The sequence below is a fragment of the Colwellia sp. BRX9-1 genome (assembly GCF_014077195.1).
GTDB lineage: Bacteria > Pseudomonadota > Gammaproteobacteria > Enterobacterales > Alteromonadaceae > Colwellia_A.
In genome coordinates this window covers 97,794-112,881 of the sequence record NZ_JACGVM010000009.1, presented here as the reverse complement: position 1 = coordinate 112,881, position 15,088 = coordinate 97,794, and the positions used below count along the sequence as shown (strand labels likewise).

General features: G+C 37.5%; 7 protein-coding genes. All 7 read right to left on the bottom strand.

Annotation, left to right across the window (positions count from 1 at the left end):
• Window positions 1-466: 466 nt before the first annotated feature.
• Window positions 467-2,272: an AIPR family protein gene (locus tag H4J76_RS10515; RefSeq protein WP_182230557.1), complete on the bottom strand. Its 1,806-nt coding sequence runs from the start codon at window positions 2,270-2,272 to the stop codon at window positions 467-469.
• Window positions 2,273-2,275: 3 nt separating this feature from the next.
• A complete protein-coding gene (locus H4J76_RS10510; protein ID WP_182230556.1) occupies window positions 2,276-3,289 on the bottom strand; it encodes a PD-(D/E)XK motif protein in 1,014 nt (337 codons plus the stop codon).
• A complete protein-coding gene (locus tag H4J76_RS10505; protein ID WP_182230555.1) occupies window positions 3,273-6,119 on the bottom strand; it encodes a Z1 domain-containing protein in 2,847 nt (948 codons plus the stop codon). Before H4J76_RS10505 ends, H4J76_RS10510 begins: the two co-directional genes overlap by 17 nt.
• A gap of 19 nt (window positions 6,120-6,138) precedes the next feature.
• Complete coding sequence (locus tag H4J76_RS10500) at window positions 6,139-7,632, bottom strand: ATP-binding protein (protein ID WP_259377137.1); 1,494 nt, start codon at window positions 7,630-7,632, stop codon at window positions 6,139-6,141.
• Between the two features lie 17 nt (window positions 7,633-7,649).
• Complete coding sequence (locus H4J76_RS10495; RefSeq protein ID WP_182230554.1) at window positions 7,650-10,145, bottom strand: sigma-70 family RNA polymerase sigma factor; 2,496 nt, start codon at window positions 10,143-10,145, stop codon at window positions 7,650-7,652.
• 377 nt (window positions 10,146-10,522) lie between these two features.
• Complete coding sequence (locus tag H4J76_RS10490; protein WP_182230553.1) at window positions 10,523-12,376, bottom strand: class I SAM-dependent methyltransferase; 1,854 nt, start codon at window positions 12,374-12,376, stop codon at window positions 10,523-10,525.
• A gap of 552 nt (window positions 12,377-12,928) precedes the next feature.
• The gene (locus tag H4J76_RS10485) at window positions 12,929-14,890 is read right to left on the bottom strand and encodes a tyrosine-type recombinase/integrase (RefSeq protein ID WP_182230552.1); all 1,962 of its coding nucleotides are present in this window, start codon (window positions 14,888-14,890) and stop codon (window positions 12,929-12,931) included.
• Window positions 14,891-15,088 lie beyond the last annotated feature (198 nt).

Genomic DNA, 15,088 nt, shown 5'->3' with positions numbered 1-15,088 from the left:
GATTACCACTGCTTAAGAAGTAACACTATTTCACTATCTTATGATCGTGCAAAAGTGTTACTTTTATATTTAATAAGTTTCGCGTTCAAATAATCAACCATTACGCAAAATCGAAGCCTTCTTCGTATGCTCTATCTCTTATCAGGACGGCTAAATTGTTATGGTTATATGAACATACCCAAAGGCGGTTATTTGTATACATTATGTTCGCTGTCAGTGTAGACAGTCTAACAATACGGGAAGTAACCAGATTACAAACATTAACTAACAATTAATTTTCCAAGGAAATAGAACACAACAGTTTCATCAAGTGGGAAATGCGGTGCCACCATTCCTTGCAATGAAAATTGCAGATATAGTACAAATTATTATCTACTAACAATTAGCACACTAACCTTAATTACTAGTTAAAATGAGGGAAATTAACTTTCCCATCGCTAAGCTTAAATCACAAAGTTTAAGGCTTTTAGTCCATTATCTCAGGTGCTTCAACGCTGAAAAGAGATGAAGAGAAGTCAGTCTTTTGAATGCTTTCCCAGCATTCTACTTTCTTAGCCCACTCAGACAACATACGCTCGTCTGCTGATTTATGTAGAGAAGCATGAACTTCTTCTGAAAGTTTTTCAATAAATAGTTGCAGAGAATGGGACAAGTTTTGATTTTCCCAAATCATATTAAAGTTAATTTTTTCCTTCAACTTCAAACAAACTACTGCAATTGTATAAACAGTAATATTAGCTTGGAAAGCCTTGTATTTCGAGCGAATTATTTTATGTGATACCTTAAAAAATATTGCTTTTGCTACTAAATACTTGTAATCAACTAAGCTCGGAAGGCCCTCTCCTGAATCCCAATCATAAGAAGCAACAGTGTCCATAAATTTTTGGAAGTTTTTCTGAGCACCTAATGAAACTACTTCTGGTTTTAGTGCCCAAATATTTAAATATTTAGCCATATCAGGCTTGGTGATTTTTCGTGCTGGAGGCATCGATACCTTTAGATTCTTCAATTTTGCAGGCGTCGTACCTTCTCGCTCAAGCATTACTTTGTAGCTTCCTGCCGCTCTCTCATAAAACCATCTACCAACACCATCGGGGCAATAAGTAGACTGAGCATGATTTTCCAAAGATACGTGAAGTGCATGGTTAGCAGAAAAGTCAGATTGTTTAACCGAATTCTGACTATTTGCATAACGAGAAATGTCGGCTATTAAGGCTTCTTCATCTTGAACTTCTTGGGACCGCAGAACTATAAGTTTTGCAGGGACTCTTACACTTGAAAGATCTACATCACCATATTTCTTTTTAGTAAAATATAATGAAGCCGAGGTTTGCCCTCCATTAACAATCTGCATTCCTTTTAGCCAAGTAATACCAGGGCTTCCATCAGCCGTTTTTCCTAAGTGGACTTCATCTGCGACTATTACTAGACCATTATTATAGGCCATGAACCGTTCAGGCTCTTCACGTAATGTATCTCTAATCCCTCTATTCACTTTTCCAGTAACACTTAGGAAAGACCTTACATTGGCCTCAAGTATCCTAGGACCAAATTTATCATAGATAAATCTCAGGGTTTCTCCTGGAATAACCGTCATTGCATAGTCATACTCACTCACTTGTCCCGGTACCCACACACATGGAAGTGGACCACCAGCGACATCTTCAAAGTCAACAATCAGTTCATCACGAGGTTTTCCTTCTGAAAGATGCCTGTACAGCCTTTCAATATCCATGACTTCAAGCTTAATAGTCTTATCTTGAATAACTCTCGACTGAAATTGTTTAGATTTTGCATTCATAACCTTATCAGTTAATACATAAACACGAATTTGTTCTAACGTTGAATATACTTCTTGAATTGTTAACGCTAGAGGGAAAGCTTCACTAGAGTCATCCATTTTACTGGCAAGCTTTTGCTCTGCGCATTTTGATAGGAATCGGAGACAATATTCAGCTACTTTAGTAACTTCAGAAGCCGGGACAGAGATGATATCTTCGGTCTCTGCATATAAACTAACAAATAAGTCTAGTTGGTCAAGGTCTTCAGAAAGCGCATACCCACTTAACCGTACGTTGGCATTGCCTACTTTAGCGTCAAAATGACATACATTCGGCTCGAAAGTCATCCCTACATCATACATATGTTGCATTATCACTTCGGTAAATACAGATTCAGGGTAAGGATAGGCTTCTCCTGGAGTCTCCAACCTTTCATTCAAAAGCTCTCTGACTTCTACATTTGTCTGTCTAAGAAAATCTACTAATTCCATATTTTAAATTACACCTAATTGATTGAGCATGTTATCGAGTGATACTCCTTTCGAGAGTACTGAATCTATATTAATTTCATATTTTATTGCTGTAATATCAGAGGGGACATTTGCTTTAATAAGACGAGGAAAACTACTGTCGACAATAATATTATAAATATCATTAATGATGAAAGACCTTTTATAGAAATCTGTATGAGAATCTAGATACCCAGCTCTTAGCAACCGACTATCAAAATCAGCTAATGCAATAGGTTGAGATAGTAATAAGATTCTTATGCTTTTAACCATCATTGGGAGAGTTTTACCTAAACTACTAACTTTTAACCTAACAGCACTCAAAAATATCGGTGATATAATTGAGTCATCAAGCTGATCTATTGAAAATATTTTTACTGATAGGCCTTGAGCAGCAGTAGTAGTTTTAACCTCTACTGCTCCATGTCCTAAACGAAAATCTTGAAGACCATTTAAAGGTCCTTCCCATGCATCTACTGCACTAGATGCTTCCACTCCCGAGTGAAGTATAGCTTCTAACATACATAGCTCACCGAATAGACCTATTTCTGACTCTGAACTTAACTCTATATTAGGTCGACTCATGAAGTCTTGCCAAGCTCTTATTCGTCCTAGAAAGACACTAAATAAAGAGACTTGGGATACTTCCCCTTTTCTTCCCACAATATCGAGGATATCCCCTATCATTCCAAGAAATATATCTTCACTTCCCGTGGGGAGCTTGACCAGACCAAGCCACTTATAATTTGAACCTAGATGAACGTCGTAAATGACTTCCACACTAAACCCTTTTCCTTTTGGCAGCTGTTTGGGATCAGGGCTACTTTCGAGTTCAAAGCCAACTAATATAGCCTCTACATTTTCAGGAAAACGCCTTGCGGCCATCACTTTACAAGTTCCCGTTGCAGATACCGGAACAGTAAGCCATCCAGTAGACTCTTTGTCACCGGTCAAGGCGCTCCACGCTGTCTTTATTTCATCTTCAATATGAAGGGTCATACTCCTGCTCCCACAATACATTATTAACTTCGTATTTTACTTTTTTTCCACTATCACTGCCTGGAAAACTTATACCAAATGCAACCACTGGTAAGTTGTCATCATGGATACTAGGAACTTCAGCTGCGTCTAGTAAATAAATAAGTAATAAACCTCTATCAGGATTTCCAGGTATGCCTTCAGCACCAAACCCTCTAACTTGTCTTATTGCAGGACCATTTGGTCTAACTGGTTTTTCTCTTTGTTCCTTCTTATTTCTTGCTGGGTCATTCAACCAGGTCTCTTCAGTTAGCTTTAAAGCGGCAAGCCATGCTTCTTCATCTAGATCCAGTGCTTCATCTCTTGGAGATAGCAGCCGTCCTATTGAATAACGATCATCAGGCCCCTGTTTCGGCATCCGTTTACTTAATTTTACGGAGTGCTCTTTATCAACTTGATAGCTCGTTTTCTCTTGGCCTCCACTCATTACCGCAACGGTCCAAGATGTAAGTTCATCAGCTTGGGACATTATCTGTATAAATTCAGAAAGCATTTGGCTATTCACCTTTATTGCTGCTTGGTGGGTTCTATAATCAAGTAAAAATTGTGTGACATTCTCTGCTGATACATCATTCCATACCCTTCCATTCCAGCGCTCTGTACTTGATCCTCTTTTTCTTTGGGGAATAGATTCAGAATCGCCCATACTTTGAGTTAACTTTTCAAACGCATTTAAATTGGATTCTAAAGACTGCTTATCTTGTAGCAAAGAAACTGTTTCTACTGATTGTCCACTAAATGAAAGATATAGAGTCTGCGCATTACGCATCTTTATTTTTGAAGTAACCATTAACACTGGATGTGACATGACTTTAAGACCATATTCTCTTGGAGTTGCTCCAATAGCCGTCATTAAGTCAAATTCTTCTCTTAGCTCTTCTGAAGCATCAGCAATATGTTCAAACCATTCAACTAAGTCATCGGTTGTATATAACCTACAAAGATCAAGATAGTCTGGTCTATACCCAAACCACCTACCCATTTGCATTAAAGTATCGTACATCCGAGATGCCCTTAGAAAGTAACTGATACAAAGTCCTTCTAGGGTTAGACCTCGTGCAAGCTTATCTCCACCGATTGCAATAACTTTAAGTCCACCTGCACTGTCAGCATAATCAAGAGCCTCTTTTGCAAATCCGTTAATTGCTCTGACTTCAATTTCTGAAATTGCGTAAGGTAAATCCTCTTCGATTTGCGCCCACGTTATATCGCTTTTGTTAACTAAGTCTGGGGTATCAATGCTCATTTTATTAGTTGTTGGAAGGAAGTCTTCTTCCCATTGAGCTTGTATGTTTTGAATTGCATTTGCACTATCTATACTGCGAACCAACCTCTGTTTTAACCAGTTTACGTATCCCTCAACTTGTTTTTTCACTTCTCCTTGCACAGAGGTGAACCTTGTAACATGAACAAGCATTGAACAATGCTCATCTTTTTGGCCCCTTAAGCGCCTCAAAGTGCAGGCTAAAACAAAAGAATCTATAGATTTTCTAAGTGACAAAGGAATTCCATGATCTTCATCACATGCAGGTATATATCCATTTTTATGTTTTGTTGGCATCCAACCTGATTTATTATCTTGACTACAATGGTCTTTCATCGTTCTTATTAATGGTAATCCTCCTCGGACAATTCCTTCAGATAAAGTACCGAAAACTTTTGTTGGTCCTACATAATTTGAAGAAGCTGATAGGTTAGAAATGAATGCTGTTGGAAATAAGTCTGGTCCTTCTTTTTCGGTTGCACCTCTTTCATGGATGAAAATGTTGGCAAAGGGGGTTGCCGTATAACCAACATAAGCGCTTCTAGTGAACGTATGAAGAATTTTTCTTGTTAGTTTATTGATAGTTTTAGGTTGATGTTCAAGGTCAGGGAGACCAAATTCATCAAATGACTGATCTCCTGTATCTACCGATGCATTATCAGCTTCGTCATCAATAACAAGTAGTGGTAGATGAGTTACAACCTTTCGACCAGAGTCTCTATCTTGTGCATTAGCAACATGATTTTTTATCCACTTGAGTAACCTCTCCAAAACCGATTTATTTTTCTTAACAACAAATAGCCATGGTCGTTGTTCCGGAGAAATTCCCATATGTTTTGCAGCTTTTGTATTGAAGTCACCTTTTTCTGATCTATTGGTCGCAAAATTAGGTCGAATTGAAGGATCTTTGTCAATATCTCCAACCCCTACACTGTGTATTTCATCTTCTATCATACTTGTAGTGTAACCGAGAAATCCTTCGTCTAACCTAATTTGGGTCTGAGAACGAAGGTTATTATGCATACCAGCAAGTACAATAATAATCTTATAACCAGCATCGGCTGCTTTACATATTAATCCGGTATAGTTACCTGTTTTACCAGATTGAACATGACCGACAACCAATCCACGTCGATCCCAAGGACCCTCTCTTAAAGGGTCTTCAAGATTAGATAGTATTTGATCAGTGGATTTATTAAGCCCTTCTACAACATTCCAAGAGAGTTTCTTTTCTTGAAACTCTCTATACCGCTGCCAGTAACGCCAATCCTTCTTTCTTTCTTGATTTAACCAAGGTATATGTCCCTCATTGTCTACTAGTGTCCCATCTTCGCCAACCCAAGTACTTGCCCTTCTTATTAATTCACTAATTACAGATTTTCTATTAAGGTTTTCTGACCATTCCTTTTTTAGAGTTAAAGCTATACTTATTTTTTCTTCAATCAAAGCTGGTGTCACTTCATCTTCTTCTTCTAAGAGGCTCTGGACAAAAGACAGTACCTTCTGCTCTACTGTATTCAAAGTCATACATTTTCCTTAATATTTTTTATTCTGAAAGAGATAAAACTAGCTCAGGGTATGCCTGAAATGGCTCTGTTTCTAACAATTTGTTCTTGGCCATTTGAGCGCTATAACCTTTTTTAGTTATGAGGTTTTGGTACATAACCTCAAGTACATTAATTATTTCCTGGGGAGCTTCTCCCTCAAAACCAGTTCTTGGGGTTTCTTTATTTTCAGCCGTATCCAACCAAATCCGTTGTACTGGAATAGTTTCTTCCAATATTCTCAACATCGCTTTTACTTGGGGAAGCAATGCGCCAGAGTCCTCAATAACGGCTCTTATTGCAGGATGGTCCTTGTCAACCCTATACCTTACTCCATTAGATGTATGGTCAGTTTTCCAAGCTTGAATAACTGTTTGTCCCTTCCTGTGTTTAATTGGCCTCCCCCTAGCTGCGAAAGTTTTTCGGGCTCTGGATCTTGTATCTTCAGCAAGCCTCATTAACCATTTCTTAGTTGAAACAGGGGGACGTGCAGATGCTTTTCTGATATCTATTTTCCAATCAGAATCTGCGGTATTAGGAATGTCGAGCCGTATTCTTGCAAGCCTATGAGCCTCTTCTTTTGTCCAAGCTCGCCCTTGCCCTAAGCCAAGCCAACTCCCAGCTAATAATAATCGTTTATTTCGATAAACATAAAAGCCTTGCTGAGCAGTCCACCCACCAGGGCCTCCAGCAGATTCATATTCTTTATCGCTTAAACGATCTTGGTGCGGTAGAACGTGGCATTCAACCACTACAGTCCCGTTAGAGCTCTTTAGAGACGCTAGTGGAGAATTCCAAGGTTTCGCAGGGTGTCCATAAAGAAAAGGGTCCCAAGGTTTAACTTTCCGTCCATTTATTAAAATATCCAATTTAGTTGTTTTGTCTTCAAGATATCGATGAAATACCATTGCTAGGTGTATTTCAACTTGATCTATCAAATCAAGAAAGTTCTGAGGCGAAAAACCCTTTGACAATATACGATCGAGTTTTTCCCAAAGGACATATGTTCCAGATGAACTGTCGTTTATCTTCAAGGGAATATAAGACTCGCTTTCTTTGGCAGCTCCCTCTAGAAGGTACCAACCATCACCACTACTCTCGGCTAATACATCTAAATCCCACCGGAGACAGTTAAATTCATTTTTTTGGTAAGAAGCTACAGTTAAACTTCTACACTGAGAGAAAGAAGCCGTTTTTAAACCTAAACCAAAACGGCCTAAATCCAGTTCTTCTCTTACGTCTAAGGGGTTAAGTTCCCCTAACCTCATTGCTATATCAAGGGCATCCGCATTCATCCCTTTGCCATTATCGATTATCTCTATTCGACTTTTATCTTCAGCCCAAGTAAAGTTTACTTCTATCCTATTTGCCTTTGCGGAGATACTATTATCTATAATGTCGGCAATAGCAGTTGCTGTCGTATAACCTAATCCTCTTAATGCTTCTACCATTGCTCCAGCTCTAGGGGGAGCATATCTTTTACCACTTACTTCCATGAGTCTTCCTTGGTAACTTAAACATCATCAGGTTCCTTACCTACAAAGATCCTTAAATGATTTGAACGAGACACATGCTCTAGAGTTTCCAATGCTTTTGCCTCAACCTGCCTAATTCTTTCGCGCGTAAGATTATACTTTTGCCCTACTTCTTCTAAAGTAAAGTTGTCAATCATATCTATTCCAAATCGAAACTCTAAAATTTTCCTTTCGCGTTCTTTCAATCCTCTAAGAAGCATTTTTACTTGATTATCTCTATCATCTCTCATTAATATACTTTCAGGATTGCTTTCATCGTCATTTGAATTATTTTCAAGTTTAGTCGTGCATGATTGTTCAGTATGTTGTATTGCAATCTCAGATAATTTTTCTATCTGCTCAACCCTAAAGTCTAGGGATTTCGCTATTTCGTAATTTTTTGGCTCCCTTCCTAGCTCAATATAAAGGTTTCTACTTGTTGACTTAAATTTTTGAATTCGTTCAACCATATGAACAGGTATCCTGATTATTTTTGCCTTATCAGCGATTGCACGAGTAATTGCCTGCCTTATCCACCAAGAAGCATAAGTAGAAAACTTAAATCCCAATTTATAATTAAACTTTTCAACAGCCTTAATTAGTCCTAAATTACCCTCTTGTACCAAATCCATCTGATCCAAGCCCTTCCCTTGATATTTATTAGCTATTGATATAACAAGCCTGAGGTTAGCTATAATCATTTTATCTTTTTCTTCTTTACATGATTTATTACTTTCCCCTATGCTTGAAAGTACATCACTAATCTTAATTTTATCTTCATTATATTTTTCTATAGGTACATCAAATTTATCTTCAACAGTATTTCTTTCTTTATGAGTTGAGATTAATGCTGACACTCTGTCATAGCTACCTTGGCAAACTTGAATTAAGTCGTTTCGCATACTTTCAGTCAAAATCAAATTTTCAAAGCACTGAGATAGTGATTTATTTTCATTTATAAATGTTGTGTTCTTCGGTATATCTAACTCCGAACTAAGTCTTTCAATATTGGAGCAAATCTCATCAAATGGATAAGGTGATTCTGGTTCTTGTAAGTCAACTTCATTATTATATTGGTTCTTAATGACCTTTGATGACTCTTGTCTAGCTTCACTAGAACTCAAATAATTCAAGCCTGCAATTATTTTTTTCAAAGAGTCTTCAGGTTCATCTGAGTCAATAGCTTCACGAAATTTACATAATAAAAACTTATGAATATCAACGATCAAAGATAAAGCCGACATTATCTGCTTAATGCCTTCTTCTATACCCATGCCAATTCTTGCTTCTTGCTCTCTTGATAATGTACTCTTAGCCGGTATATTGGAGAAATAATGAGTTGCAGGATCATCCCGGCTAAATAATGTATCATCTAGTAATTCAAGTGCTTCATCTATAGAAACGTCGTCGTCTGTCGATATATCTCCAACTTGGACTTCCGAAGCTAAAAAGCCACTTCCTATAGAAACGCCCATGTTTTCAAGAATATTTATAGTATTACGAATTTTATGAGATAATTTTTCGTCAAATTGTTGAAGATTTACATCATCTTGAAGTATTTTTGAGTAAGCTGATCGTTTAACACCTTTATGAATAAGTGTTTCACGCCATAATTGATCTTCAAATAATTCACTTACACATTTAATTACTACATCTTTATTTATTTCTTTTGATTTCATTGCTAATCGATAAAGCTCTTTCAGCCCATCATGAATATTATTATTTCTAAAGAGTCTTATATCTGAATGTATAACATCAGGTAGATCAATGAATATATCTGACCAGTCTTCGCTTGTATCTATCGGAATGTGATTGGAAATGTTGTTTTGAATTATTTGTGCGTCATTTTTACTAGTACGATCTTCTTCAGGATGAAAATTATCTTCTAAAAAGTTCCATCCTCCAAGGTCATCTTCTTCACTATGTTCTTCTAATATGAGTGCGTATGGTGAGGTAGGACTTGGCTGAATTTCTTTTTCATCTACAGGCTCCACCTTAATGCTAGAACCAATGTCTGCAACGCTTGTTATATTTTCAGCCTTATCTATACAATTAAAATCTGCTTTAGCTTCTTCCAAAGCACATTCTGAGTAAAGTGGAATTGGGTTACTATTATCACTAAATGGAGGATAGTTTTTATCATGAGCTTCAGGTTTAATTGAGATATTTTCTTCGACGTCATAACTTTCTGGCAAATGTTCACTTAATAGGTTCACAACTTCCCAATGCTGGTTTTCTTCTGCATAGCTTCTAGCTATTAGGCCCTTTGAATCTTCTAGTGTTGTAATAGCGCCAGCTTGGAGCAAAAGCTGGCAAATATTAAAGTGGCCTTTCTTTGCAGCCAACATTAATGGGGTTATATCATTTTTATCTTTAACATTGACAAAAGGAGATATTTTTAAATGTGCACGGACAGCTTTTTCGACGCCTGACAGAACTGCCAGTTTCAACAAGTGTCCAAATTTATTTTTTGATTTTTTCTGGGCTACTTCCATTCAATTAATCCCACTTACAACTCCTACTAAACGATAATGCGATCTCTATTTAGCAGAGCTAATTTTATCGGCATCGCACACTTCCCTATAAACATCTTCTTGTTTTTTCTATTATATGTCAACCATTTATAACTAATCACATTGATACGAGTCAATAATACCAGTATTTTATAAAGTTAATTTTCATCAACCAATTTAGGAGATACTTTGAGTTGAAGTAACTCAACTCCTCTTCCCTTGAGGGTTTATTGTAGTGGCCAAATGAACTATGTCACTACATATCTAGTTGACCGCTATAGCTTGGGGTTTATTAAAGGTTTTTATTGATATTATCTCTAGTGATTAAATAATAAAAAATATGCTTTATGACAAAGTCATTACCACTCTCTCAATTGCTGCATTTCTTTCAATCGACCACGTTGCATCACCAAAGCCTCAAACAAGTCATCTACTGACGAGTTATCTGAACTTAACCCCGGTAAAGCGATATTTGCCTCAGCGAAAAAACGTTGACTCTGCTCATTCTTTAAAAACTCTGAAGGTTCTGCTCTTAGAAGAAAGGCTGAGGAGTCTGCTATTATTCGAGAAGTTGATGATTCATCATCAAGCCAAGCTGTTTGCCACCAGTGCTGTATGCGCTCTTTTGCTTGTTTTAGTTTTTGCTCTGTTGGCAATCTATCGCTTTTTTGATTGTTCACTGAGCTGTCAGTTGGCAGTAAGTTCCATAAGTCGTTATTTGGCCAACGGGCAAACGGCATGCTGTGATCAATGTCGTAACTTTGCTTTAATGACTTTGCAGACCATACACATTTTATTAACTCACTATTAGGCGATTGCTTTTTAAGTTGTTCGAAGCGTTTACGCACTTCAACCGTGGTGCGTTTGGGCTCTTCCCAATTTAATGCCTGGTGTAATTTAAATTGATTTTCTGGTGATTTATATTGGGCATTACCTGCATAGCCTGCCATGGTTTTTACCCATTCACTTACCAGTACAGGCTCTATCCAACAGGCATAACGATTAAACGCAAGCCATGTTGATTCAGGCAACGAAAACTCGCCCCATTGCTCAAGGGTTTGTAAATCAAGAAAGATACTGTCTTTGGCTTTTACGGTTTTGTTAGCTACTTCAAAAATTTCTTTGTCACTATTTGGCAGTGTTATATAAGTACAAGGCATCTTTTTAATATTTTGAACGGCTGCTGATAATGTCCGATAAAGTGCTTTAGCATCATCGCCTGTAAAGAGGTTACCAATACGATAATCTGAAGCCGTTAAGTGAGTTAACTTGTCCCACCCATTTGCTGTCATAAAACCCATATTCGAATTATTTCCCGGTCGCTGAAATAATTTATGACTATCAATTAAGTCTTTATATTGATGACACCAATATAAAGCTACTAGACCTACGGGTAATATAACTCGGTCACCAAAAGGAGAAGGTTCACGCCTCAGTACTGAACCTGGGTGGCCGTCGGCAAGACGCAGTAAGACTCTAAGCAAGGCAAGTTTGTGGGTGGCTGATTTACCATCGTTAATTGCGACATGGCGAATAAACGGAAATGCACCTGTGCCATCATCGGGTAATTGTAATACTAGGGTTTGCCAAGAGACGTGCCCCCTCCCTAGTTTATCGTCTTCTTTTTGAGTTTCTAATTTGGTGAGTAGCCCTACATCAGTGGCTAAGCGTTTTAATTCATCAGCACAAACGACATGCATTTTACGCTCTTTGCGCTCTTGCTCTGCTTGCTCACTATCTGAGGAATGCCGTAGCGAAATAACCAGTTTACCACCTGGTTTAAGCAAGTTGGCAAGTTTACGAATTGAGCGTGGGCGAGCACTTACTGGGATGTGCATCCAAACAGCGCTTAGCAGAATTAAATCAAAGCTGACTTCTTGTTTGGTTATAGTATTTAACGCGGGTAAAGAGTCTGTAAGCCATTTCACATTAAGCCCTGCGGTTTGACATGCGCCAAGCTCTGCCAGTAAATTAGCTGGTTCAACAGCAATAACCTGTGTGCCGTTTATGTCACCATGTTTGTTTATTGCCGATAGGGCAATATATTTGGCGTCGCGGCCTGAGCCTGCACCAATATCTAAAATACGTGCGTTGGGGTTTTCTATAATGGCAGGTAATAGTTGATGCCAGCTTTGATGTACCTCATCAAATGTTTTTGATAGGTATTGTTGGGCTAGTATTTCTGCATTTTCATTATAAAATTTGGCTGACAAGCGCGTGTTCCTTTCGCGTTATTAGTTGTATTCTTCCATTCTGACATAAATCTAATCCACAGTGTTGTTTTCTATCAATAAATTTCAGATTAACATCGTGAAATATCTCCATATAAATCAGAGAGTGATTTTATGAAGTGCATTTGTTTACTCTCTCTCTATTATCCGCATGACTAAACTTATTGCCCACCTTGCTTTGCCAAAAAAGTCATAGTAAAAGATCAGCTAATACTTTAAAAAACCTTGTAATAGATAAATATCTGAGATTTGTCTAATCACAGATAAAAGTATCCTCACGACAGCCCTACTAAAGTATCACTTTCGCCTGCACCAGAGTCATTTTGAAAATATTTAAAGTAAATCATAACTACAAGAAAACTACACTGTAGAACATCGCCAGATCGAGGCAGTAGTGCTGCACAGCCTTATAATCAATAATGACTCTTGTCTTCAATTACTTAATTAGTGCTATAAAACTATCCATTTCGTGATAACTGAAGTAGACAGTTTGATTTCAAAATAGGAAGTTAAAAATATGACTAAAAGCTCAACTTAACCAAACATAACACAATGATACTTAATACGTTGATTAGCATGGTTATTACTCCCATACTCCTTGATTATCGTCTCAACACTATCCATCAATACATGTGCTACTAATGCATAGTCGCCAATATAAAGCTCGAGAAGGTACTGAGCAACAATATGCCTAAGGCTATGTGGGTTTAGACCTTTTGTGATGCCAAGCTCTTTGCATTTAGTCTCACCTAAAATATGTATAAATGTCTGGTATGTTACGTTTTTAATTTTTGTTCCAAAGCCTTTTCTGAGCATCGGCTCCCCAAGATGGTCACTGACACCACAAAATAGAAACTCAGACTTTATATTCTTTTGCTTTAAAGCTGCCGAACGAGAATTTATATACTGCTTAATCAATTTAAAGTATTTATTTCCTTTAGGTATTTTAACGTCAACATCATCAAGAGATGTAAGTATTTCTTCGGAGCCATTCTTAATCAGTTGTAGCGGAACAAACACCCGAAAATCACCTTTAATATCAAACCAACAAGTAGGCTGAAATAGTCTAGCAACATCAACATGCTTATCATCTATCAACTGCAACTCTAGGGTATTAGTAATACGCAAAGGTGTTACTAACTCTAAAGCAAGCCAAGCCGCAACTTGGTTATTCGATAGGTTATTGCCCCCTAGGTTCATACCAAGATATTCTATAGTTGGCCACAGTACATCATCTACCCCACCTACTACGCCTTTATCATAAGAAAGCATCCATTTAATATTTGATTTACCCCCTGTTTGTTCCTTGGTACCTGAAGATTTTTGTCTATTAAATTTTTTGGTTGCATCTCTAGCTACAAAATCTAAATTAGTTATGATTGTCTGTTGTACCTTTGCCCACTCCTCATAACTTTTATAGGCAGGTAAACCATCTGGATACTGTGCCCTTATCAAAGGCGAGTCGTGTTCAATTGATGCTGTAGGAATATGATACCGAGCCAAATAACGACTGCCATCGCGCATACCAGCAAGGGTATACTTTATCAGGTCATCTACTTGAGTCAGCCCTCTATTGTTTTTGCTCAGATAGGTCAAATAATGAGGATAAAGCTTGTCGTAAAAAAGTATAGATAGATCAAGTGATTCAAGTGGCACTTTATGCTCATGAGTCAACCAAGAAAATAAATGCTTTAGTGTATTACGGTAGCCAGTTTCTGTCTGTGATATTTCAATACCCTGTTTGTGGCACTTTTTCGTTTTCCACTTGCTTCCTCCCTGCAAGAGCATATTTGTATCGCCTGCTGCAAGACTAACAGGACGACAAGCGGGTATATCTCCAGATTTATAAAAGGTCATCATATCATCAATTTGCTCAGCTAATTTTTCAGGAAAATCAAATAAAACGCACTGAGGTTTAGTCCCTTTATGGATAGTTTTAACCGGTACAAGTTTAACTTTATTAGAAAGCGCACCATCACTAATATTAAGCAACGCCTCAATAGCATGAACCGATTTAAGTGACGTATGCTTTGGCGTTATGTCTCTATATATCCAATCCAATAATGTACCTTTTTTAACGGCATAATCCGTATATTTTAATGCCTTGTCTATTTCCTTTGCACAAAAATGTACTGACTTTTGTGGATAAGCATGACTAAACGCTTCTTTTAAAGCGTTACCGAACGACAGCTCTTTGAGTGTTTTAGTTTCAAGAGTCTTAGGTAGTGTGTCTGGCTTTGCAACTTTCCTAGCTAAACTCACCAACTTGACCAAATTTGACCTTACTGAACCGATAGTGGATTCCTTTTTGCCTGCCACTTTCATTTCTCTACTAATTTTGTTTTTAAGCAAAATTAGTTTTTCATCATCAAATAAAGCCTTCACGTCAGTCACAACGCCATATTTTTTTATGCTATTTAGTGCCGTTAGTACATTACGGTTGCCATTTGAACGACACTCTCTTTCTAGTTGTTGAAACAGCAGCTCTGTACTCATCACTTACTCCAAAAAACATCAAAACAAACCATTAATCACAACTATAGATTAAAAACCTTAAAAAACAAAGGGTAGAAATATTAAAAACAACACCATAAAAAGACAACCCCCAGACACAAGACCAAAAGTAATGTTATTTATTGTGAACACAACTTAACTGATATTTTCAAAAACGACTGCGGCGGAGTTGATTATGAG